This window comes from Paludibacter sp. 221, from assembly GCF_010501035.1.
Taxonomy (GTDB): domain Bacteria; phylum Bacteroidota; class Bacteroidia; order Bacteroidales; family Paludibacteraceae; genus QVMH01.
In genome coordinates this window covers 1-23,779 of the sequence record NZ_QVMH01000002.1, presented here as the reverse complement: position 1 = coordinate 23,779, position 23,779 = coordinate 1, and the positions used below count along the sequence as shown (strand labels likewise).

At 41.8% G+C, this 23,779-nt stretch carries 22 protein-coding genes; 13 read left to right on the top strand and 9 right to left on the bottom strand.

The annotated features are described in order from the left end of the window. Window positions 1-158: 158 nt before the first annotated feature. The 4 genes from pyrF to D0T49_RS00640 all read left to right on the top strand — a co-directional run bounded on the left by pyrF (window position 159) and on the right by D0T49_RS00640 (window position 5,000). The gene (pyrF, locus tag D0T49_RS00655) at window positions 159-995 is read left to right on the top strand and encodes an orotidine-5'-phosphate decarboxylase (RefSeq protein ID WP_163628639.1); all 837 of its coding nucleotides are present in this window, start codon (window positions 159-161) and stop codon (window positions 993-995) included. 175 nt (window positions 996-1,170) lie between these two features. Continuing rightward, window positions 1,171-2,826: a diphosphate--fructose-6-phosphate 1-phosphotransferase gene (locus D0T49_RS00650; RefSeq protein WP_370519552.1), complete on the top strand. Its 1,656-nt coding sequence runs from the start codon at window positions 1,171-1,173 to the stop codon at window positions 2,824-2,826. A 344-nt stretch (window positions 2,827-3,170) separates the two neighbouring features. After that, window positions 3,171-3,941, top strand: coding sequence for a peroxide stress protein YaaA (gene yaaA, locus D0T49_RS00645; RefSeq protein WP_163628635.1), 771 nt, complete (start codon window positions 3,171-3,173; stop codon window positions 3,939-3,941). Between the two features lie 111 nt (window positions 3,942-4,052). Further along, complete coding sequence (locus D0T49_RS00640) at window positions 4,053-5,000, top strand: bile acid:sodium symporter family protein (RefSeq protein ID WP_163628633.1); 948 nt, start codon at window positions 4,053-4,055, stop codon at window positions 4,998-5,000. 127 nt (window positions 5,001-5,127) lie between these two features. Here the strand turns inward: D0T49_RS00640 and D0T49_RS00635 are convergent, their stop codons facing one another. The 7 genes from D0T49_RS00635 to D0T49_RS00605 form a co-directional block, all read right to left on the bottom strand. Further along, window positions 5,128-6,375: a hypothetical protein gene (locus D0T49_RS00635; protein ID WP_163628632.1), complete on the bottom strand. Its 1,248-nt coding sequence runs from the start codon at window positions 6,373-6,375 to the stop codon at window positions 5,128-5,130. 977 nt (window positions 6,376-7,352) lie between these two features. Further along, window positions 7,353-8,015, bottom strand: coding sequence for a uracil-DNA glycosylase (ung, locus tag D0T49_RS00630; protein WP_163628630.1), 663 nt, complete (start codon window positions 8,013-8,015; stop codon window positions 7,353-7,355). Between the two features lie 52 nt (window positions 8,016-8,067). Then, the gene (locus D0T49_RS00625) at window positions 8,068-9,234 is read right to left on the bottom strand and encodes a MalY/PatB family protein (protein WP_203583397.1); all 1,167 of its coding nucleotides are present in this window, start codon (window positions 9,232-9,234) and stop codon (window positions 8,068-8,070) included. A 44-nt stretch (window positions 9,235-9,278) separates the two neighbouring features. After that, on the bottom strand, window positions 9,279-10,907 hold the full coding sequence (locus tag D0T49_RS00620; RefSeq protein ID WP_163628628.1) for an alkaline phosphatase family protein: 1,629 nt from the start codon (window positions 10,905-10,907) through the stop codon (window positions 9,279-9,281). Window positions 10,908-11,106: 199 nt separating this feature from the next. After that, on the bottom strand, window positions 11,107-12,228 hold the full coding sequence (gene hisB / locus D0T49_RS00615) for a bifunctional histidinol-phosphatase/imidazoleglycerol-phosphate dehydratase HisB (protein WP_163628626.1): 1,122 nt from the start codon (window positions 12,226-12,228) through the stop codon (window positions 11,107-11,109). 154 nt (window positions 12,229-12,382) lie between these two features. Next, entirely contained in the window at window positions 12,383-13,231 is an 849-nt protein-coding gene (locus D0T49_RS00610) for a hypothetical protein (protein ID WP_163628624.1), read from the bottom strand. 584 nt (window positions 13,232-13,815) lie between these two features. Beyond that, entirely contained in the window at window positions 13,816-13,989 is a 174-nt protein-coding gene (locus D0T49_RS00605) for a hypothetical protein (protein WP_163628622.1), read from the bottom strand. A 118-nt stretch (window positions 13,990-14,107) separates the two neighbouring features. Here D0T49_RS00605 and D0T49_RS00600 point away from each other — a divergent pair, with 118 nt between their 5' ends. The 8 genes from D0T49_RS00600 (at window position 14,108) to D0T49_RS00565 (ending at window position 20,859) form a co-directional block, all read left to right on the top strand. After that, window positions 14,108-14,449: a hypothetical protein gene (locus tag D0T49_RS00600; protein WP_163628620.1), complete on the top strand. Its 342-nt coding sequence runs from the start codon at window positions 14,108-14,110 to the stop codon at window positions 14,447-14,449. Window positions 14,450-14,734: 285 nt separating this feature from the next. Continuing rightward, window positions 14,735-17,113 (top strand): TonB-dependent receptor, encoded by a 2,379-nt coding sequence (locus D0T49_RS00595; protein WP_163628618.1) that lies wholly within the window; start codon window positions 14,735-14,737, stop codon window positions 17,111-17,113. A 604-nt stretch (window positions 17,114-17,717) separates the two neighbouring features. After that, window positions 17,718-18,536, top strand: coding sequence for a 3-methyl-2-oxobutanoate hydroxymethyltransferase (gene panB / locus D0T49_RS00590; protein ID WP_163628616.1), 819 nt, complete (start codon window positions 17,718-17,720; stop codon window positions 18,534-18,536). Between the two features lie 34 nt (window positions 18,537-18,570). Next, on the top strand, window positions 18,571-18,873 hold the full coding sequence (locus tag D0T49_RS00585) for a hypothetical protein (RefSeq protein ID WP_163628614.1): 303 nt from the start codon (window positions 18,571-18,573) through the stop codon (window positions 18,871-18,873). A 282-nt stretch (window positions 18,874-19,155) separates the two neighbouring features. Then, window positions 19,156-19,629 (top strand): Cys-tRNA(Pro) deacylase, encoded by a 474-nt coding sequence (gene ybaK / locus D0T49_RS00580; protein WP_163628612.1) that lies wholly within the window; start codon window positions 19,156-19,158, stop codon window positions 19,627-19,629. Between the two features lie 117 nt (window positions 19,630-19,746). Beyond that, the gene (locus D0T49_RS00575) at window positions 19,747-20,238 is read left to right on the top strand and encodes a DUF4251 domain-containing protein (RefSeq protein ID WP_163628610.1); all 492 of its coding nucleotides are present in this window, start codon (window positions 19,747-19,749) and stop codon (window positions 20,236-20,238) included. Window positions 20,239-20,345: 107 nt separating this feature from the next. Next, window positions 20,346-20,555, top strand: coding sequence for a hypothetical protein (locus D0T49_RS00570; RefSeq protein WP_163628608.1), 210 nt, complete (start codon window positions 20,346-20,348; stop codon window positions 20,553-20,555). A gap of 1 nt (window position 20,556) precedes the next feature. After that, complete coding sequence (locus tag D0T49_RS00565; protein WP_163628606.1) at window positions 20,557-20,859, top strand: type II toxin-antitoxin system RelE/ParE family toxin; 303 nt, start codon at window positions 20,557-20,559, stop codon at window positions 20,857-20,859. Window positions 20,860-20,874: 15 nt separating this feature from the next. Here D0T49_RS00565 and D0T49_RS00560 read toward each other — a convergent pair whose 3' ends face one another. Next, a complete protein-coding gene (locus D0T49_RS00560; RefSeq protein WP_163628604.1) occupies window positions 20,875-21,561 on the bottom strand; it encodes an NAD-dependent deacylase in 687 nt (228 codons plus the stop codon). Window positions 21,562-21,709: 148 nt separating this feature from the next. Here D0T49_RS00560 and D0T49_RS00555 point away from each other — a divergent pair, with 148 nt between their 5' ends. Next, complete coding sequence (locus D0T49_RS00555; protein WP_163628602.1) at window positions 21,710-22,174, top strand: MaoC family dehydratase; 465 nt, start codon at window positions 21,710-21,712, stop codon at window positions 22,172-22,174. A 71-nt stretch (window positions 22,175-22,245) separates the two neighbouring features. Here D0T49_RS00555 and D0T49_RS00550 read toward each other — a convergent pair whose 3' ends face one another. Beyond that, entirely contained in the window at window positions 22,246-22,953 is a 708-nt protein-coding gene (locus tag D0T49_RS00550) for a hypothetical protein (RefSeq protein ID WP_163628600.1), read from the bottom strand. Window positions 22,954-23,779 lie beyond the last annotated feature (826 nt).

The following is a 23,779-nucleotide window of genomic DNA, read 5'->3' as shown; positions in this document are numbered from 1 at the left end:
CGCTTCGCTACACCCACGGTTATGCATAATCTCACGCCTGCGGCGTTTGAAGAAAACAGAACTTGTATTGTTAGATAAAATTCTTGTAAAAATCAATAAATTAAAACACATAAGTTACGGACTCGTAGCTCGTAGCTTGTAGCTAACAACTATAACATATGGATAAGCAACAACTTTTTGAAAACATCCGGCGTAAGAAATCATTCCTCTGTGTAGGGTTGGATACCGACGTTAATAAAATTCCCGAACACCTGTTCGACGAAACGGAAGACCCCATTTTTGAGTTCAACAAAGCTATTATAGACGCTACAGCCGACTTGTGCGTTGCCTATAAGCCTAATCTGGCTTTTTACGAAAGTATAGGGCTGGAAGGTTGGGAAATACTGGAGCGCACAGTAGACTATATCCGCACCACTTACCCCGACCAATTTATCATAGCCGATGCCAAGCGCGGAGACATCGGCAATACATCGGCAATGTATGCGCGTACGTTTTTCGGCAATATGAATTTCGATGCCGTTACGGTAGCCCCTTATATGGGCGAAGATTCGGTTACTCCGTTCCTTACCTATGACGACAAATGGGTTATCCTGCTTGCACTCACTTCAAACAAAGGAGCTTTCGACTTTCAGTTTGTCAAATCGGGCGAAACAGGCGAACGTCTGTTCGAAACCGTGCTCCGTATGTCGCAGCAATGGGGAAACGACGAAAACATGATGTACGTAGTGGGTGCAACTAAAGCCGAAATGCTGACCGATATACGGAAAATTGTTCCGAACCACTTTCTGCTTGTTCCCGGAGTAGGAGCACAAGGCGGCAGCCTGCAAGAAGTGGCTAAATATGGAATGAACGACACCTGCGGACTGCTGGTAAACTCGTCGCGCCAGATTATTTACGCCTCGTCGGAAAATGATTATGCACAGGCAGCACGTACCGAAGCTACAAAGGTACAACTGGAAATGGAACACTTGCTTGCACAGGCAGGCTTGATTTAGGACTATTAGTCAACAAGCCTATTATCTACAATCAGCAGATTATCGTAAACTGTAGACCGTAGATTATTTTGACCGCAGGCAAATAAATAACGCTTTCATTTTTCAATGAAAATGACTAATTTTGCGACTTGAAAAAAATCAAACTATATATTTTAAAATCAAACTATTACAAAACATGGAATTAATGACTAAAAGCCCTCTGCAAATCGCAAGGAGCAGTTATCAGCCTAAAATGCCGGCTGCACTGAAAGGAAGCGTTGTACTGAAAGAAGGTGCTGCAACACAGTCTGTAGCCGATCAGGAAGACATAAAAAAATTATTCCCAAATACCTATGGGATGCCGCTTATCACATTCGAAAATGGTAATGCAAAAGAATATCCTGTAGTAGGTGTAGGAGTTATACTTTCGGGCGGACAAGCTCCGGGCGGACACAATGTTATATCCGGATTGTATGACGGCTTGAAAGCATTAAATCCTAAAAACAAATTATACGGTTTTAAGAACGGCCCAAGCGGACTGGTAGACCACGACTACGTAGAACTTACCGATACCATAATTGACGAATACCGCAATACAGGAGGTTTCGACATTATTGGGTCGGGACGTACAAAACTGGAAGAAGAGGAACAATACGAAAAAGGAGCCGAAATTTGTAAAAAATTAGGTATCAACGCTATTGTAATTATAGGTGGTGATGACTCGAACACAAACGCATGTGTGCTGGCCGAATACTATGTGCAAAAGAAACACGGTATTCAGGTTATAGGCTGCCCTAAAACCATCGACGGCGACCTGAAAAACGAAATGATTGAAACATCTTTCGGATTCGACACTGCATGTAAAGTTTACTCAGAACTAATCGGTAATATACAACGCGACGCAAACTCGGCTAAAAAATACTGGCACTTTATCCGCCTGATGGGACGTTCGGCCTCGCATATCGCATTAGAGTGCGCATTGCAAAGCCAGCCAAATATCTGTATCATATCAGAAGAAGTAGAGGCTAAAAACCAGACTTTGAACGATGTAGTAGAAGAAATAGTACAGGTTATCGTTCAGCGTGCCGATACTGGATTAAACTTCGGAACAGTACTGATTCCCGAAGGTTTGATAGAATTCATCCCTGCAATGAAAAAATTAATCTCGGAACTAAACGACCTGCTGGCTCACAACGACGATTTCAACGCATTGCAAACTGAAGATGAAAAACGCCAATATGTAAAAGGATTGTTGAGCCCTGATAGCTGTCAGGTGTACCGTAGCTTGCCAAAAGGCATTGCACGCCAGCTTACACTGGACCGCGACCCACACGGCAACGTACAAGTATCACTTATCGAAACCGAAAAGCTATTGATTGAGATGGTGGCAAAACGTTTGGCCATGCTGAAAGCAGAAGGTAAATACAAAGGCAAATTTGCCTCAATCAACCATTTCTTCGGATACGAAGGACGTTGTGCCATACCTTCAAACTTTGACGCTGATTATACTTACTCGTTAGGATACACAGCTTCGATACTTATTTCGGAAGGAAAAACAGGCTATATGTCGTCGGTACGCAACCTTACCGCCCCTGCCGACGAGTGGATTGCCGGAGGTGTGCCAATCACCATGATGATGAACATGGAACGCCGCCACGGTAAAATGAAACCTGTGATTCAGAAAGCGTTGGTACGTCTTGACGGAGCACCTTTCAAATACTTCGAAAAGTACCGCAAAAGCTGGGCTGATGACAAACTGAGCTACATCTATCCGGGACCTATCCAATATTATGGGCCAACGGAAGTATGCGACCAACCAAGCAAAACTTTATTGCTGGAACAAGGAAAATAATTTTTCTGAAAATCAAATAGTGGAAAGTGTTTACCGGATTCGATGGTGAACACTTTCTTCATTTACAATATTATTGGCGCAAGTTTTAGCGAAGCGTAACTTGTGCTTAACAACACAAGCAGTTTGTAACTTCAAAAAGAAATGGAATTATCAGCACAAGTCACAGACTTGCGCCAATGAAGTTCAAACAATTTACAGATACTTCGGAAAATGGTGTTTGCCGGACGGTTCCGGCAAACACTTTCTGTTTTTGTAAATACAACGGGCTTTAAAAAACTATTTCATTTATTTGATTGTTTCTACTGCAAAAAGGATAGTTTACATTCTCAAAAAACAAGAATACTATGTTAGCGATATTATCTCCGGCCAAGATACAAAGCTTCAAACCGCAACAAATTACCGGCAAATACACGATGCCTGAGTACTTGAAACAAGCCGAAGAACTGATAAACCTTTTGCAACCCCTTTCGGCAAAGCAGCTTGAGTCGTTACTGAAAGTGAATAAGGATATTGCCCGAAACTCCTCCGACAGCTACTATAATTGGGATGTAAACCATAGCCCCGAAAATGCCAAACAGGCAATACTGGCTTACAATGGCGAAGCCTATCGCGGATTGGATGCAAACTCACTTACTGAAACTGACCTTGAGTACGCACAAAACCATTTGCGAATTATTTCGGGGCTTTACGGTGTGCTGCGTCCTTTGGATTTAATAGAGCCTTACCGCTTGGAAATGGCTACCAAACTAAAAAACCCGGCGGGGAAAGACCTGTATGCCTTTTGGCAACAGAAAATAAGCAAATCGATAAACGAAGCTATCCGCAAGTCGGGCAAACCCGAAGTGCTTCTTAATCTGGCATCCAATGAATACTACAAGTCTATTCGACACAAGGACTTATCCGCTAAAGTTATCGACTTCGATTTTATCGAAAGCAGGGAAAACGGTTACAAACCGATTACAGTTTACACAAAAAAAGCGCGTGGTATGATGGTACGCTACATACTACAAAACCACATCGAAAAGGTGGAAGACCTGAAAGGATTTGACACCGAAGGATACTGGTACAACAGTATGCTTTCAACCGAAAATAAAATGGTATTTGCACGGGGATAAAACCCCCATTGGCGCAAGCTTAACAAAGCTAAGTAAGTTTATAAATTAAAAGGATAAATAAATCCATTTTTTTATGTAAGTTTGTCGCTTGTTTTTCCAAATAAATACAATATGTACGAATCATTATTACAATTAGATAGCATACGGATTAATTTTTCCCAATCATATATCCTCAACTTTGTTTTGGCATTTATCATGTTTGGGGTGGCTTTGGGCATTCGTGCCAGCCAGTTCAAAAAACTGGTTTTATCTCCAAAACCGGTAGTACTCGGGCTGGCGCTCCAATTCGTTGCATTACCTCTCATTACTTTTCTTCTTGTACTTGCTTTCAGCAAGGTTATTACCCCCACAGTAGCTATGGGTATGATTCTGGTAGCAGCATGCCCCGGAGGGAATATATCAAACTTTATGACATCGCTCTCCAAAGGTAACACGGAGCTTTCCGTCACCTTAACTGCCATATCTACCGGGTTGGCTATATTTATGACCCCATTCAATTTTTCATTCTGGGGAGGGCTGTACGTCAGGTTTATCAGCAACCGTGCCGAGCTGCTACAACCTCTGGAAATTGAGTTCGGGCAGATGTTCGAAACGGTTTTTATCATTCTTGGAATCCCCGTTGTACTCGGAATACTTTGCACCCGCTACCTGCCCAGAATAGCCGCAAGGCTTAAAAAACCACTGCAATACCTGTCAATCATATTCTTCATTGCACTGGTAGCAATCATGTTTGCCAACAACTGGAAACTTTTTACCAATTACATACATTATATCTTTATTATCGTTTTGGTACATAACCTCGTAGCGCTTACCACAGGTTACAGCGTAGCAACGCTTTTCAAACAACCCGACCGAAACAGGCGAACCATGACTATTGAGACAGGGATACAAAACTCGGGGCTTGGGCTGGTACTTCTTTTCAATCCCAAGATATTCTCACCCGATTTGGCAATCGGGGGGATGCTTTTCGTTACTGCATGGTGGGGAATATGGCACATTGTATCGGGGCTTACAATATCAACATATTGGTCGCGAAAACCGCCGAAAGAAGCTGAATAGATAAGAAACTGTATAAATCCGTGAACTACAGCACAAAAAACTCTTTCTTCACAAAACGGAAATGAAGAAAGAGTTTAAATAATATAGGTCAATGCTGATTTGGTATAAACACCTTATTTATACCAATTTAGTGAAAATTCACCCATGTTCCATCAATATATCCCTGAAATTTCTTAAGACCTGCATTATAACGGATAACCCCGTTCAGGCCCGGCTCTCCACCATCAGTACCTAATTTAATAACACCTTCGAAAATACTTTTTTTAGTGGTTCCCTTCACCACCACACCATATTTATTTACGGCCGTACCAGCACCTACGTAGTTTGCAAGGTAAATGTCATAAATATTTTCAATAGTACCGGAATTTACATAGGGTATCATACTTATACCATAAGCGTAATAAGTTTTCCCGATATTATTACCACCATGTCCAAAATGGATACGGTTTCCCTCCATTGATTGCAAGATTCCTAAATTTGCTTTTGCTTCTGTTCTGAAGGTTTGGACAAACTGTCCGATTAAATATCCGGAATTGGTATTAGAAGATGACAATATATGCTGAAAAGCCTGAACGCTTGCTCCCACCTGATAATGAGTAGTATTTGAATTAATCTGACTAAATGAGGCAATACGTGCACCCTGTACATAATTAATTGCCGAAGTTGATACGCTGGTATCAAAAAGCACATTCAAAGAGTTGAGCCCGCTAGCTGATGTACCAATGCCAACACCTCCCGAACGGCTGATTCCTCCTGTTTTATCAGTTCCGGCATCAATCGTGGTTCCTGATTTATACCATGCAGTTGATGCCGGTTGGGTATAGGTTATATACGTACTTCCATTATAAATCCAGATTGACCCATTCGTAGCAGTATAAAGATAGTTGGTCTTTGCTTTCAAGGTGTCATCATTGCTAAATTCCGCGTTAGGCGTTCCATCCTCATTGGTAGGAGGAACATCGTCGAATAACGCACCTGATACATTAGGACTGGTTTTGTTTATAAACACTACCATGCGGTTGTCTTGCTGGGTTGTTTCCTGCTGACGAATCCACTTACTACCATTATTGTAATAAACTCCGGGAGTTACCGAATTCTCGTTACTTCCCGCATTAGCAGTGTTATATACCACCATGCCTTGCACATGGGCTGTTAAAGGATAAGCATTATTGACTGCCCGGAGTGCAACCCGGGGTAAAAGCAACCCTCCATATTTACCCGTTTCATAATTTGCCCTTAAATCTAATACCGCATTGGTGTTAGGAGAAGCATCCGCACCAATCGTTACTTGTGCTTTTGTACTGAAAATAAAAACTGAAAATTGAAAAATGCAGACTAAAATAAACGCCTGCCGTAATAATTGTTTTCTGTTCATGAGTTGATAATGTTTAATTATTAATTGTTAGTTATTAATGTTTAATTATTAGTTATAAGTTAGAGATAAGAAGTAAGTAACTTTATACTTTTCCCTTTCACCTTTTTCCTCATTCTTATTTCTTTTATCTTGATTCTTGGCTCTTGATTCTTTAATCTATTCGAGCCTGCTCCCGCCCGTATAGCGGCTTCAAGTCCGCTTTACGGGTAATATTCTTTTGTTCTCTTTTTATTCGGGCGAAAGATGTTTCACCCCTACATTTGTTATCCATCATTCATATTTTTAAAATATCCCGTAGGGATTTAAGTTTGGTAACAGTACAAGCCACCTCATTNCAAGCCACCTCATTACAAGCGTGCCGTAGGTACGCTACTTTATTCGATTCCTTTATCATTTCACCCGTCTTCCCTTTTATCCGTAAAGCGGACTGAAAGCCGCTATACGGAATAATATCCCACAGACCCACACAAAGAAGAACACGGGGTAACGCAGAGGTAAATAATAATACTCTGTGAAACTCCGTGAATGACTCCGTGCGGCTCTGTGAAACACACAACCAACATTCATTACGTATGAATAGAAAACAAGGGAAAACAAATAACGGTAGGGGCGAAAGATTTTTCGCCCTATAATAGTTGGATATAAAAGAACAAAGGAGTAAGGGAATAAAAGGAAGTAAAGAAATAAAATGGAATAAGAGAAAAAAAGGAATGGTAAAAAATGATACCCATTTACGGAAATAGTAAATGGTAAATAGCTGAATGGTAAATGGTTTAGTCTCTCTCTCTCTCTCTCTCTCTCTCTCTCTCTCTCTCTCTCTCTAATAAAATAACACTACTCACAAACTTTTTAACGTCTGCAAAAGCATTATTATTCAAGAATATTTTATTAGAGGCAAGCATCTTTTTCTTTTGAAATACAGGAACAAAAGTAAGGGCTTAAAAATGTTAATACAAAATTTTAACAGTAAAACAAACCTACCAGTCAATCTCTTTCAGTCCTTGCTCTTTCAGATAATTGTTTGTCAGTACAAAATGATTGTTACCAAAAAACCCGCGGTGAACGGAAAACGGCGAAGGATGTGCCGACTGCAATACCAGATGCTTGTTATTGTCGACAAAAGAGGCTTTGTTCTGCGCGTACGCGCCCCAAAGTATAAAAACAAGGTTCTGTTTTTGCTCCGAAAGGATGCGGATAACCGCATCGGTAAACTGCTCCCAGCCATGCCCCTGATGCGAACCGGCCTGATGAGCCTGAACAGTAAGCGTAGCATTGAGCAGCAGCACTCCCTGCTGTGCCCAACGTATAAGATTGCCGCTGGCAGGAGCAGGCTTGCCATACTCGGCTTCTATCTCTTTGAAAATATTGACTAACGACGGAGGGAATTTAATACCATCATTTACCGAGAAACACAGCCCATGCGCCTGCCCTACCCCATGATAAGGGTCTTGCCCAAGGATAACAACCTTTACATCGTCGAAAGGGCATTGGTCGAACGCATTGAAAATAAGGTTTGCCGGAGGAAAAATCTGCTTTGTCTGATACTCGCTGCGAACAAATGCAGTTAGCTGTTCAAAATAAGGTTTGTCAAATTCCGGTTGTAGAACATTTTTCCACGATTGCTCGATACGTACATCCATAGCTGTTTATTTAAGGCTATTAAAAAGCCCAAAGATATAAAAATTATTTTTTTTAACTTAAAGCATTCTTTATTCTGTTCATAGCTTCTTCTACCGTACTACGCGGGCAAGCCACATTCATGCGCATATACCCCTCGCCTCCCGGCCCGAACATACGCCCGTCGTTCATTCCTATTTTAACATTCTGCACAAAGAATTTTTGCAAATCGTCTCCGCCCATCTCCAAACCCTTGCAGTTCAGAAAAACCAAAAACGAGGCTTCGGGTATCATAGGTTTTATCTGAGGTACGTGTTTAGCTAAAAAATCAACCATATAGTCAACATTACCCTGTACATACGCCAGCATTTGTTTGCGCCACTCGTCACCCTGCAAATAGACAGCTTTAGTAGCTTCGTAGGCAAACACATTGCCGTTTGCCACGTCGTTTCTTTCAAGAAAACGTTTCAGCTTATCCCTCAATTCCGGATTCGAAATCACATAATAAGAAGCGATGAGCGCAGGCATATTAAAAGTTTTGCTCGGCGCCATGTAAGTAACCGCAATGTTTTTCGCAGTTTCGGACACCGACGCAAAAGGAATGTGTTTATATCCGGGCAATGCCATATCAGCATGTATCTCGTCCGAAATGACCACAATGTTATGCTTGGCACAAATCTCAGCCAGTCGTACAAGCGTATCTTTATCCCAAACACACCCTCCGGGATTGTGCGGGTTGCAAAGCAGCAACAGTTTGGTTTTAGGAGTGATTTTACTTTCCAAATCATCAAAATCCATCTCAAAGCGGCCATCAGCAACCTTCAATGGATTATAAACCAGTTTCCGCCCGTTTTTCTGCACCGAATACATGAACGGATGATACACCGGAGGCTGAACGATAACCTCGGCATCGGCATCAGTATACGCCTGCACCGCGAACGAAAGTCCGGGCACAATGCCGGGCATGAAACCCATCCACTCTTCCTCCGTTTGCCATTGGTGCTGTTTATTTATCCATGCGGAAATGACCGAAAAATAATCTTTAGAAATAGAGGTATAACCCAAAACAGGATGCTCGCACCGCCTGTAAATAGCATCAAAAACAAACTGCGGAGTACGGAAATCCATATCGGCAACCCACATGGGGAGGATGTCGTCTGTTCCGAATACTTCCTTACACTTGTCGTATTTATAGCTATCGGTATTGCGGCGATCTATTATTTCGTCAAAATTATAGTTCATGATTATATAGTATTTTTTTACTCCTTACCTCTTACTCCTTGCCTCTATTTCAGCACCTCCTCTATCGGATTCCCAATACACGCATTCGGAAAAGGGATGCCTAATATAGCAGCCAGCGTAGGGGATACATCTGTAATATTATAAGATTTATTGCTTTTGTGCTTCGGTATTTTCCATCCATAAAAGTAGACCGGAATATCGCTGTTGGTACTGGTGGTTTCGCCTATCGGATTGTTCAGGTTATCAACCTCCAGCCAGCCCGGGAGCAGTGAGATAACCACATCTCCACCGCTGTTTTTATGATACGAGTTACGTATATTGACAGCATCGGCATCGCCCGATGCCGGTTGGTTTCTTATTTGGTTGACGGTATAAGCCGAGCGTATACCTTCAAACTCCACCATAAAATCAGCCGCAAGTTGCTGCACCTCATTAAGGTTAAGTTTCTTTGCCTCGATTTTTTGCCTGTCGAGAAAAATGTTTTTTCCAAAATAGCCTTCAACCCACCTTTCCTGCCCATATATTGCCATCAGGTACGTGTTGAGTAAAGCAACTGAACGGGTAGCATTGAAATAGCCTGCGGGTATCTTATTTTCACCCAGTTCCGCCGGAGTATGAGCGCCCGATTTATTCGAGAAAACAACGACTAAGGTATTATCCAATCCCGCTTCCTGACTGATTGTCTCCAGCAGACGCTTTACCTCCTTATCGAGCCGGAGGTACATATCTTCCTTTTCTATTGATTTTACGGACGAGAACTGCTCATTCGGAGTGCGTACAGTGTATTGCAGCATCAGCATATCCGTATAATCATCCGAGCCAAGCTGTTCCTCCTTAATAAGTTTCATGGCAAGCTCCGTGACGAGTGTGTTGGCAGCAGGCGTATTTCTAAGCAGGGTTTGAGACGACCCTTTTTTACGCACAGCGGGCACATACTCAAAAGGGCGGACAAGCGTTTTGTTATTCCACACATACGAGTTTGTGGGGAAAAGGGGACTCCATTTAGCGCCCGCTATTCTGGCAAAGGTTTTATCCACATTCATCTGGTCGGCATACGACGAAAGCCCATCGGCATAGTATCCCGTGGTAACCCAACTCAGGAAAACATCGTCAATCCATGTCACGCTTTTCGCCGTATGGCCACCCATCATAATGGCGGTTTCGGGGTCGATAGCCACGGCATACGATTTTGAGTTGCCCGCAGTAGAAAGCATAAGCTCGTCCACAATAGTGCTGGCAAGCAGCCTATGAGCCGAATAACTATGCGAAGTGCCTATTCCTACCTGACTGACATCAAACAACACGGATTCCTCCTGCTTTCGGGTTTTATTGAAATAGCTGTTTCCCGTTATGCCATGATAAGCAGGAGTAGAGCCTGTAACAAACGTAGCCACATCGGCGGCATTCCCTGCCGATACAATGTTGTACTGTATCTGATGGAAGGAACTACCATTGGCTATTACCGCTTTCAGCCCGTCCTGCTCAAAATAATTCCAAAACGAATTAATATGCTCCTGCTGCAATCCATCAACCATAATACCGACAACCAGCTTCGGCTTTTCTGCTACAGGCTGCGCCGCTGCAGAAACTACAGAAAGGAAAAACAGCCCCACCAAGCCTCCCCAAAGGGGAGGCTTTTGCCTGAAAAATTTTAAGATTTTATCTTGCTGCATTATTTTTTCATCTAAATATTTTTTGAATCAGGTGTTTTTTTAAATGCAAAAATATATATCCACAAGTCCCAAACTTGCGCTAAATATGGGGTATTTGTTTTAAATTTAGGCAAACTCTAAGTCTTGATTCTTGACTAATCATTTCCTTGTCCTCCCCCTTCGGGGGAGCCAGAGGGGGCTTCTTGAATCTTGGTTCTACCTACAACACCCCCTTAGTACTTGGCAGGTGATATTGATAAACATCACGTTTTACAGCCATTTTTATAGCCTTTGCCAATGCCTTAAAAACACCCTCTATTTTGTGGTGTTCGTTATCGCCTTCGGCTTTTATATTCAGGTTCATCTTAGCCGAATCGCTGAACGATTTGAAAAAGTGCAGCCACATTTCGGTAGGCACATCACCCGTATATTCGCGCCTGAAAGCAACATCGTACACCAGCCACGGACGCCCGCCAAAATCCAGCGCAACCGAGCACAGGCAATCGTCCATTGGCAGGGTAAACCCATAACGTTCTATCCCGCGTTTGTCGCCCAGCACCTTAAGAAAAGCCTCGCCAAGTGCAATAGCGGTATCCTCGATAGTGTGGTGTTCATCTACCTGCAAATCGCCTTTTACATGTATTTTCAGGTCACTTCCGGAGTGTTTACCTATCTGCTCCAACATATGGTCGAAAAACTTCAATCCCGTATCTATCTCGCATTTGCCCGAGCCATCTACATTCAGTTCAATAGCAATATCCGTTTCCTTAGTTTTACGTACTATAGTAGCTGTGCGCTCCCCTGCAAACAGAAATTCCGTGATTCTGTTCCAGTCAGTAGTTTGCAATGCGCAATACTCTTCCAGATTTTTTTCTTTCAGTATATTCTCATCACTGCTTATAAAAATACCTTTACATCCTAAGTTTTTAGCCAACTCCACATCGGTATAGCGGTCGCCTATAACAAACGAGCCGGACAAATCATACGCATCGCTGAAATACTCAGTAAGCATTGCCGTACCGGGTTTGCGGGTAGGCAGGTTATCTTCGGGGAACGATTTATCTATAAATATTTTATCAAATTCAATATCCTCGTTTTTCAGCGTTTGCAGGAATTTGGCTTGCACACGGTCAAAATTTTCCTGTGGGTATACGTCAGTTCCCAAGCCATCCTGATTGGTAACCAGCGCCCACTCGAAATCAAGCTTATGGCGGATGAAATACAGGTTGCGAATAACCTGTGGCAGAAACTCTATCTGCTCCAGCGTATCCACCTGATAAGTGTCCTGAGGCTCCACTATGATTGTACCGTCACGGTCTATAAATAAAACTTTCTTTTTCATATAATCACTATTCAATATGCCTACAAAAATAGCTTTTTTATCTGAGATATTACATACAAATACTTTGCAAACAAATACAATAAAAGAAGAGAAGAGGTATAACAAAAAAGCCGTGAAAAATTCACGGCTTTTTTATTATATTCATGTTATTTATTTAAAATATCCTGCAAACAATCTTGAGTGATAATACAGGATAGAATTTAATTTTTTCCATTATATCTATTATATCTCCGCTCAGTTCCGCATTCATCAGTCGTTGAACTTCTGCGTTTTGGCTTGTAAGTGCCGGAGTTCCGTGAAAAAATCCGCCAAGGTCAAATTGTACGCCAACACGGTTTAGAGGTACAGCCCTGCCGAATCCTAAGCCAATATAAGGTTTCAAAGCGTTAATACCAATGCTCGCATCTACTTTCTTCATATCGCGGATATCGATATTATAGCCTTCTATAATTTTCATCCGGTCGAAATATACACCCGTTACATCCTTATACTCCTCCAGCACATCAATTATTTCTGATGTTTGGTCAGCAAAACCTCCTTCTACTTTAATAAGATGGTTAGAGCCAAAGTACAGACCGGTAGTAAGGTGGAACGATGCTTTTGCCCAAGGATAATAATCTACAAGCAGCTTACCGTTTATCAATCCTAATTTAGCTGTTGCATTAAGTTCTGTCTCAATTTCGGCACTTGTGGTAGGCAAACCTTTGCTTTGCAGCACAGTTCCTACAACAGGATAATCTGCAATTGTTTGGTCAATCAAATCCAGGGTAGACTGGTCGAAATCCATATCAAACCCTGTACTATAAGATAGCGGCAGCATAACAATGCCCCCTCTTAACGCAAAATTCTTACTCAGCGTAGTGGCTACGTTTAAACCAAATCCGGTAGTACCTGCTTCTACCCCTACTGAAAGATGGCTGAACGCCTTTACACGTTCTTGCGAAAACAAGTTTGCATTAAGAAACAATGCACAGGCCAAAAATAAAATAAATTTTCTTTTCATGTTTTTAACACATATTAATTTTTACAGGGCGCAAAGGTATAAATAAAACCATTATGCCAAAACTATTTACACTTACAAATCTTATTGAAATAAAAAAATTAACAAACCATCTCCCATCCCCGCTCTGCTGACCTCCGTTGGCGCAAGTTTAGCGAAGCGCAACTTGTGCCGAAAACAAAGGCAGAAAAAGTAAAATAATCAATTTTGCTACTATCAAATTATTACCGCCCAAAACAAGGTAATAAGGTTATTATTGGCTGACTGTATCAGCTACTAAGGTTATTAGCTGAAAATAAGGTTTTTATCAAGCATCTCATTGGGAAACCTTAGTAATTATACAAGTAGGAGTAAACCCACCTTATTACCTTATTTTACATTACGAAAAAAAATTAACAAACTATCTCCCATCCCCGCTCTGCTGACCTCCGTTGGCGCAAGTTTAGCGAAGCGCAACTTGTGCCGAAAACAAAGGCAGTTTGAAAAAAACAAGCACAAGTCACAGACTTGCGCTAAACATGGGAGTAGGAAAATTAAAATTCAGACATATGCACGCCGTTAGGTGTGTAAGTTTGGTAATAAAATATTCATAAAACAGCCAGCGTGCTGTAGGTACGCAACAGGGTGGCAATGCCTGCTCTCCGAGCAGGACACGGACTACAAGTCCGCGCCAGCGATAAAATATAGCAATCGTTAGTAATCTCACCCCTCTCCTCAAGGAGAGGGGCAGGGGTGAGGTGATAGCCACATGATACAATCATACCGACAATACAGGAAAGCTTAGACTTAAAATCCACGTTACGCCTAACAATACCTAAAAATAGTTATATCGTAGTTAAAATAAAAATAATATCTTTGCCCCTGAAAAAGAGAAATGCGTTGAAACACCTGCCGAAACATATAAATAAATGGATTCCTTTTGTATTGTTCCTTGCTTACTACATAAGCATTACAGGTTTTGTGCATGCTCATTACATCGAGGGAAAAACCATTATCCACTCGCATCCGTACCACAAAAGCAACGAACATCAGCACTCATCGGGCACATGCCAGCTTATTCAGCAGATTTCCCACTTCAATGCAACTAATTCTTTCTTCACTTCGGCTTTAACCGTATTTTTTCTGTGTGCTATACTTTCGGTCAGCAATAAGGCACAAAACATCTCACTCGACAAATACTACCGGTTTCTTTTCTGCCGTCCCCCACCATCATTCTGCTGATTTACATCACGTTGCCGCACCATTGTATCGTGTGGTATCTTTTATCCTACCACGCGAAAAATTCGCGCGGAAGCAATGCGTTGATTTTTCCCATTATCTTTTCTAACACTTACACCGGCGCAAGTTTAGCGTAGCGTAACTTATGCCGAAAAAGACAAATGCAGTTTTTAAAAAAACAAGCACAAGTCACAGACTTGCGCTAAACATGATAGCTTATTTATACAGAGTAGTCTCATTCTGCATAACACTTATAAAGTATATTCACCAAAATATAACCATATCATTATGACAAAGAAATTATTTACCATCATATTATTCTTATCAATCGCTATTTCCGGTGTCGTTGCCGAAAAAGCAGTAGACTCTCATATATCAGGGCATGTTATCGACAAAAAAACCGGACAACACGTGCCGTTTATCAACATAATAATCAGAAACACCACCATTGGCACTACTACCGATGCCACAGGGCATTACATGCTCTCCAACCTGCCTGTAGGCAAGTTTACTATAGCTGCCGAAGGGATAGGATATGTAACTGTAGAAAAAGCTGTAGAAATACAGCATAACACGTCAATCGAGGTAAACTTTGATGTGGAAGAAGATGTGTTGAAACTGGATGAAGTAATTGTAACAGCCGGGCGTACCGAGCAGAAACGCATGGAAGCCCCTGTAATGGTAAACACCATAAGTACAAAAAGACTTGAAACAACCCACTCGGTAGTATTGGGCGAGGGGCTGAATTTCTGTACCGGATTGCGATACGAAAATGATTGCCAAAACTGCGGATTCTCGCAAGTACGCATGAACGGGATGGAAGGACATTATTCACAAATTCTGATAAACAGCCGCCCTATTTTCAGCGGGTTGGCAGGAGTGTACGGGCTTGAGCTTATCCCTGCCAATATGCTCGAACGCATCGAGGTGGTACGTGGCGGAGGCTCGGTACTGTACGGCTCAAACGCCATTGCGGGAACAATCAACCTGATACTGAAAGACCCTAAATCAAACTCGTTCGAAGCCGGAGCAAACGCTTCGCTTATGGGAGTGGGAGTAAAAGGCTCTAACGGCCCTACGCCCGACTATAACATCAACTTCAGCGCATCGCTGGTAACGGAAGACCGCCGCAGCGGACTGGCCGTATACGGTAATACGCGCGACAGAGGCATATTTGATGCCAATGGAGATGAGTTTTCGGAAATCGCGCCTATGAAAAATACCGTATTCGGCGCACGTCTGTTTCACCGCCCGACATACCGTAGCAAATTATCGTTGGACTTCTTTAATATAGCAGAGTCGCGCGACGGAGGAAGCGATGTAGATAAACCATACCATGAGCGCAGAGTATCCGAATCCGTTTCGCACGATATGAAAACCGGTGCGCTGACATTTGAACAATTCTTCCGCGAAAGCGATATTCTATCCGTATTTGCATCAGGGCAATACCTCAACCGCGATTCGTATTATGGAGCAAACTATTCGTTGAGCGACTACGGAAACACCGTTGACAAAACCTATAATCTGGGCGTACAGTACAAAGCCGCTTTCAACCGCTCGTCGCTGATAGGTGGAGTGGAGCACACAGGCTCGCACCTGATTGATAAAAAATTAGGTTCCCCCGACTATGAAAACGCGGTGATAGAAAACAATGAAATAGTGGAAGTGCCCCACAAGCCGAATACAATCGTGTCAGACCAGTCGCTTACCACTACAGGGGCTTTTGCACAATACGAGATAAAACTGGGTAAATTCAAACTGCTTGCCGGAGGGCGTCTGGACTATTACAACATAGAGGACAAGCAAAGCGACGACGACCCGAAATCGAACTTCGTGTTCATTCCCCGTGCCAGTGTTATGTATGATGTGTTGCCGTATCTGCAAGCCCGTTTAGGATACTCGTCGGGCTACCGTGCACCGCAGATTTTCGACGAGGATTTACACATCGAGACATCAGGCTCGCGCCAGGTAATAAACCGGAACGACCCCAATCTGAAACAGGAGAACAGCTCAAGCTTCACACTATCGTTAGATTTCAACAAGCGTATAGGGAATGTAAGCACAGGTTTGTTAATCGAAGGCTTCTACACCCAGCTTCACAACCCTTTCCGCAATGAGATAGGCGAGCCTGACGAAAACGGAACGGTTGTTTATACCCGTATGAATTCGGAATCGGGCGCGGTAGTAAAAGGGATGAATATTGAACTGAAACTCATCCCTGTGAAAGACCTCACTTTCACAAGCGGGTTTACAGTACAATCGAGCAAATATGGCGAAGCGGATGATACATTCGGCGAAACAAAATTTTTCCGCACTCCAAACGCTTATGGCTTCTTCACGCTGGACTGGGACATCACACCACGTTTCGGAGTGTCTGCAAACGGGAACTACACCGGAAAGATGCTTGTTCCTTATTTCGGAACTGAGCTCCAAAATCCAGAGGAAGGGGAATTGCGTCCTTCAAACAATTTCTTCGATGCGGGATTGAAACTTCATTACAATTTCAGCCTCGGAAGCGGCGTAATAGCACAACTGTATGGCGGTGTGAAAAACGTATTCAACTCTTACCAAAGCGACTTTGATGAAGGAATGGACCGCGACCCTTCGTACATTTACGGCCCTACCTTGCCACGAACTATCTATGCAGGATTCAAAATCAGTTTGTAACAAATCTCATAAGCACACGGAATAAACAGACTTTACAGAGTGGATGTATTTTACTTGGCGTATAGCGGCTATAGTCCGCTTTACGCCTATTTGTTTGATTGCCAATACCTCCCAAGTCCGGTACAAGTTTAACGTAGCGTAACCCCTACTTAAATATAGGCTCTAAAAACAAATAGGAGGTGTTTTAAAAAGTATGTTTCTGCCTGAAAGACAGTATTTGTATATGGAACAGTCCGATGTATCGGATACCGCATGCAAGCGGAGCGCAGCTTGCGGCAACAGCTACCCAACTATACTTTGCCTGAAAGGCAAGACAGGCGACCGATGATTGACGCAAGTTTAGCATAGCGTAACTTGTGCTGATGACAAATGTAGTTTAAAACTGCAAAAGAGTATTGATACAAGTCAAAAAAATGCGCCAAATACAAAGTCTGAAATAAAACAACGCAAACATATTGATAATCAATTTATTACACTCAAAACAATATGTTCCATATAAGCTCATGCAATTTTATATATGTAGACCTTATATCACAAATACCACGAACAAACCTTTTGTTTATCAAATAGGTTTATCTACATTTGCACCTTAAATTATTTAATCATGTCAACCTATACTGAAGATAAAAGAAAAGTGACCACTCATCGCCTTATGGAGATGAAAGAACGTGGAGAAAAAATAAGCATGCTTACGGCCTATGACTACTCTATGGCAAAAATAGTGGACGAAGCCGGAATAGACTCGATACTGGTAGGCGACTCGGCCTCCAATACCATGGTAGGAAATGTAACAACCCTGCCCATTACCCTCGACCAAATGATTTACCATGCAAAATCGGTAGTAAACGCCACCAAGAGAGCATTAGTCATTGTGGACATGCCTTTTGGCACGTGTTCGGGCAATCCTCTGAAATCGCTCGAAGCAGCTATCCGCATCATGCAGGAAACAGGTGCCGACGCTCTTAAAATAGAAGGGGGAAAAGAGATACAGGAAGATGTGAAAAAGATAATTGACGCGGGTATCCCCGTTATGTCGCATCTGGGGCTTATGCCACAATCTATCAATAAATACGGCACATATACCATCCGTGCAAAAGAGGATAAGGAAGCTAAAAAACTGATTGACGATTGCCTGCTGATGGAAGAGCTTGGAGCTTTTGGGATTGTATTGGAAAAAATCCCTGCTAAACTTGCTACACGCATAGCCCAACAGGTAAAAATCCCTGTAATCGGTATAGGTGCAGGCGGAGGTGTAGACGGGCAAGTACTGGTAATACACGATATGATGGGAATAAACAAGGACTTCTCGCCTAAGTTCCTGCGACGCTACGCCGACCTGAATACCATCATGACCGAAGCTACACAACACTATATACAGGATGTGAAAGGCAACGACTTCCCCAACGAAAATGAAAGTTATTAGACCCGTTTTTCCCAATTTGTAAATTTCATCAGATATGAAAAAGACCGTTTTTATACTAATTACTCTCATTTGCTTTGCCTGTTCGTCGCAAAAGGACATCAGCACGTTGGACAGGAATATGCGAAAGGTTTCGGTTGGGATGAGTAAGAAAAAAGTAGTCTCCAAACTGGGAAAAGACTATGAAATAATAAAAATGGGAACCGGAGCGTACGTAATAGGGTACAAAGCGGCGGATAATGGTATTTACAAACTCACATTTGTAGACGGCGCATTGGTGGAACTGGAAAAAGACACTAATAATGGTAAAATCATACACATTATAAATAAAGCCGAATAACTAACGCCAGAATAACAAACAAAAAGAATGAAGGCTGTTTCAAAATAGATTTGGGATAGCCTTCTTTTCCTTTCTCTTTTACCCTGCACCGGCACAAGTTTAGTGTAACACAACTTGCACCAATCATTATTTTATTTTTATCGGATTAAAAACACATTTTATTTCCTGCATTTGGCTCAAGTATAAAATCTCAAACTTTTAATAACCGATATTGCAGCAAGCAATACAGGATATTTTCATAATTTTGTACTACTTATCACGAATATCTGCAACAAGAAAAAAATGAAAATAAATAAAACCAACGCCGCACGCCTGCTCGATAAAAACAAGATAGCTTATGAGCTTATACCCTATGAGGTGGACGAATCGGATTTGAGTGCAATACACGTTGCCGAGCAACTGAATGAACCGATAGAGCAGGTTTTCAAAACGCTGGTGCTGAAAGGGGATAAAACGGGGTATTTCGTATGTATCATTCCCGGTGCGGAAGAACTCGACCTTAAACTGGCCGCAAAAGCATCGGGAAACAAAAACTGCAATCTTATCCTGATGAAGGACTTACTCGCAGTTACAGGATATATACGTGGTGCATGCTCGCCTATCGGTATGAAAAAACATTTTCCTACCTACATTCACGACACCTGTATGCTATACGGTTTTATCTATGTGAGTGCCGGACAACGCGGGTTGCAGATTAAGATTTCACCTATAGATTTAATTAACTCTTCGCAAGCGGTTTTGGCAAAATTATTGTAGCGTTTTTTCATGTTGTTTTCAGAACAAAACGGGCTGTAAAAGCATTGTTATTAATACAAGATAATCAAGACAATAAACATACAAGCGTTCAATATTAAAACAGAAAAGAGGAGTGATATGAAAACAATAATCAAGGCTAGCCTATCCGTATTTGTTTTGCTGGCTACAGTGGCATGTTCATCGGTAAAAACCAACCTCGAAAGACTTAACGAGGTTACTCAAAAAATTAATGCAAAGGACTACACCATCGGAGTAAATTATGCCAACCCAATGCGAGGAAAGCAGATTTACTTAAACTTCGACTACGACCTGAGGATAAAGAACGACTCGGCCTTTGCCTATCTTCCATATTATGGAGTGGTTAGCCGTGCTCCTTATGGCGGTGGCAAGGGAGGCATTAAGTTTGCCGAACCGATGAAAGAATATTCTATCGCTCCAAACAAAAAGAATGATGGATGGGACATTCGCTTCAAGGTGGATACCCCTGATTATAATTATGATATTATGATGAACGTCTTTAACGATGGAAGTTCGCTTATTAAAGTAAATTCATTTCAGCGCGACCCTATTTCATTCAGTGGAGCGATAAAGGGGTTGAAATCGGAATAGACTGAGAATGACAAAATATCTATTTGGAGCCTGTTTAAATATTCGGAGCTGAATTTAAACAGACTCCAAAATAAAGTATTATATTTGTACCTAAAGGAGATTACATAATGAACAATGAAGTAATAGCACATATCGACATATCAACTCCGGCAGGACGCAAAATTGTCCGTGAGTTGGAAAAGCATAAAAAGAATGTGAAGATAGAATACCCTCTACCGCCTGAGATATCCGGTAAAACATATAGTGAAGATGAAGTTTGGGAAATGGTAGAAAACCGGATGTCCGAACACTATGGAGTAAAGATTAATATCAGGTAAAATGTATAGGCTTGAATTTACAGAACAAGCATATACCGATATGCGCAATTTATCGGATACGATAATGTACACATACAAAATGCCTCTGACCGCCGAAAAATATATGCGCGGATTGAGAGAGGTAATTAACGACCTAAAACGCTCACCCGAAAGCTATACCATACAAACACGTCGCTCGCTTTTACAATATGGAACTAACGTACGGCGTATTAATTATAAGCGGATGGCAATAATTTACACAACACATGCCGATCTGGTTTATATCCATCGTATCGTACCTGCATCCATGATTACCGGACTGTAATATCCTCTCGAAGTTCTACAATTCCAAAAGTATTTTTGCCAACTCCCATATACCTTCCGAAGCTCCTTTACGGATAATATGCACATCATTGTTTACCGCCACCTCATTGGGATCGATAAGGAAAACGGGAATGCCACGTTTTGCATAATTCACCAGCCCGGCAGCGGGGTACACTTGTAGCGAAGTACCGATAATGACCAACACATCGGTCTGCGAAACAATTTCGGCAGCATTTTCTATTTCGGGCACAGACTCGCCAAACCATACAATATGCGGCCTGAGCTGATAACCTTTCGGGCATAAATCGCCTACGTTTATTTCGGGCTTAGCTTTATCCACGTCAAATACCTCCTGCCCGTAGCCTGTGGAGCGCACCTTCATCAATTCGCCATGCAAATGCAGTACCTTGCTGCTTCCTGCACGCTCATGCAGGTTGTCAACGTTTTGCGTCACTATGTGAATATCAAAATACTTTTCCAGTTCCACCAATTGCTTATGCCCCTCGTTGGGCTTCGAATCAAGCAGTTGTTTTCTGCGCTGGTTGTAAAAATCAAGCACCAAAGCGGGATTCTTCTGCCAGCCTTCGGGTGTAGCTACTTCTTCTACAGGGTATTTTTCCCAAAGCCCTCCGGCATCCCTGAAAGTACTGATACCACTTTCGGCACTCATACCGGCACCCGTCAGAACAACTAATTTTTTCATAAACAAATACTCCGTTAATGGTGTTTATACAAAAATACATTTTTTAGGCAAACATTCTCCGAATTTATTTGCAAACAAAATAAAAACCATTATTTTTGCACAAATTTCAAAGAATTGTGTCATTTTTTAACTTTAAGAGAAACAATCCATGAGCAAGTTAGTGATAAATAGTTACGATGATTTTGCACAATACACAGGCAAAGAGCTGGGTACTTCCGAGTATCACAAAATCACCCAAGAGCAAATTAATAAATTTGCAGAAGCTACACTTGATTTTCAGTGGATACACGTAGACGAGGAACGGGCTAAGGAAGAAAGCCCTTTCAAATCGACTATTTCTCATGGCTATCTCAATTTATCCATACTCCCTTACCTGTGGAGCCAGATTATAGAGGTGAACAACCTGAAAATGACGGTAAATTACGGCATCGAAAAGCTCCGTTTCATGCAGGCGGTGAAGGTGAACGACGAAATAAGGCTGAAAGCCAAACTGAAATCGCTGGTAAACCTACGCGGAGTGGCTAAGGCCGAAATAGAGGTAGTGATGGAGATAAAAGACAATAAGAAACCGGCCTTAGAGGCAAACGTGGTTTTCCTGTACCATTTCAACTAAAGCGTTAATATCACTCTTTATTATATTTCAATCCGTCCAACAGGCAAAACCTGTCGGACGGATTTTTTACTCTAAAGGCGAACTATTCTCAACCAGTTATATCCTCCTGATGAATTAAATTTCATCTGCATTCCTATATTTGCACAAAAATTCAACGTCTCGCCTCTATTCATTGTTACAAGCAAAAATGACTGTCCATACGAACGGCCGGTTGAGTCTATGGAAATACGGATGTGTGAATTAAACAATACATTGTTTCCATTATCGTGCGCCTGAAAACGCAAATAAGACATTCCACTCTGCAAAGATGACTCTACTATACCAAAACTCAGCATTGCCAAATATACTCCTGTTTTTTCGGCAGTATAAGACCCAAATTTAAACAAATCGGTTTCTTCTGTCGAAGCCGCCCAGCCTATTCGTATAACCTCGTCTACATTAGCACTTCCCCAATATGCACCGTCCCAAGTATATACTCCCTCGCCAATGGTGGTATTGGTATTATACACTTGCAAGCCCTTGTGATTGGCAATTTCAGTATCATCCGTACCGCTATAGCAAGGCGACAAGGATGTTAAGCTGGTAAGCGCAACACGAGGAAGCTGAAAGCCTTTGGTAGACGTACCATTGCTGTTGTCCTTCAAATCGAGCAAAGCACCCGCATTAGGGGCTGCATCGCTACCGATAGTTACCTGTGCTTTTGCACTAAAAATGAAAAACGAAAATTGAAAAATACAGACGAAAATTAATGTCTGGCGAAAAAATTGTTTTCTGTTCATGTTGATAATTATTAGTTATTAATGTTTAATTATTAGTTATTAATTAGTTACAAGTTAATAGTTACGAGTTACGAGTTACGAGTTACGAGTTACGAGTTACAAGTTAGAGATAAGAAGCAATAAAGCAACTTTATACTTTTTCCTTTCACCTTTTTTCTCATTCTTATTTCTTTTATCTTGATTCTTGGCTCTTGATTCTTTAATCTATTCAAGTCCGCCCATATTTGGCGCAAGTCTGTGACTTGTGACTATGTTTTTTGCAGTTTTAAACTGCATTTGTTTTCGACACAAGTTACACTACGCTAAACTTGCGCCATTTGGGGAGAGAGGGTTGTTGTTTTACGTTTTAAACGTAATCCCCATTTAACCCCTCGTTACAAACGAGGGGGAGTAGTGCAACTTTATACTTTTCCCTTTCACCTTTCATCTTTTTCCTTATTCTTATTTCTTTTATCTTGATTCTTGGCTCTTGATTCTTTAATCTATTCGAGTCCGCTTTACGGGTAATATTCTTTTGTTTTCTTTCTTATCGGGCGAAAGATTTTTCGCCCCTACAAGTATTTCTATTATTCATATTTTTAAAATATCCCGTAGGGATTTAAGTTTGGTAACAATGCCAACCACCACATTATAAGCGTGCCATAGGTACGCTACTTTGTTCGATTCCTTTGTCCTTTCATCCGTTTTACGCTCTCAAGTCCCTCTCTTTGAGAGAGGGATTTAGGGAGAGTTATATTTGTTTTACAAGCCCCCGCTGGCGCGGATGCTACATTCCGACGTGTCGGAAATTGTAGTCCGTGTCCTGCTTTGAAAAAGCAGCTATATC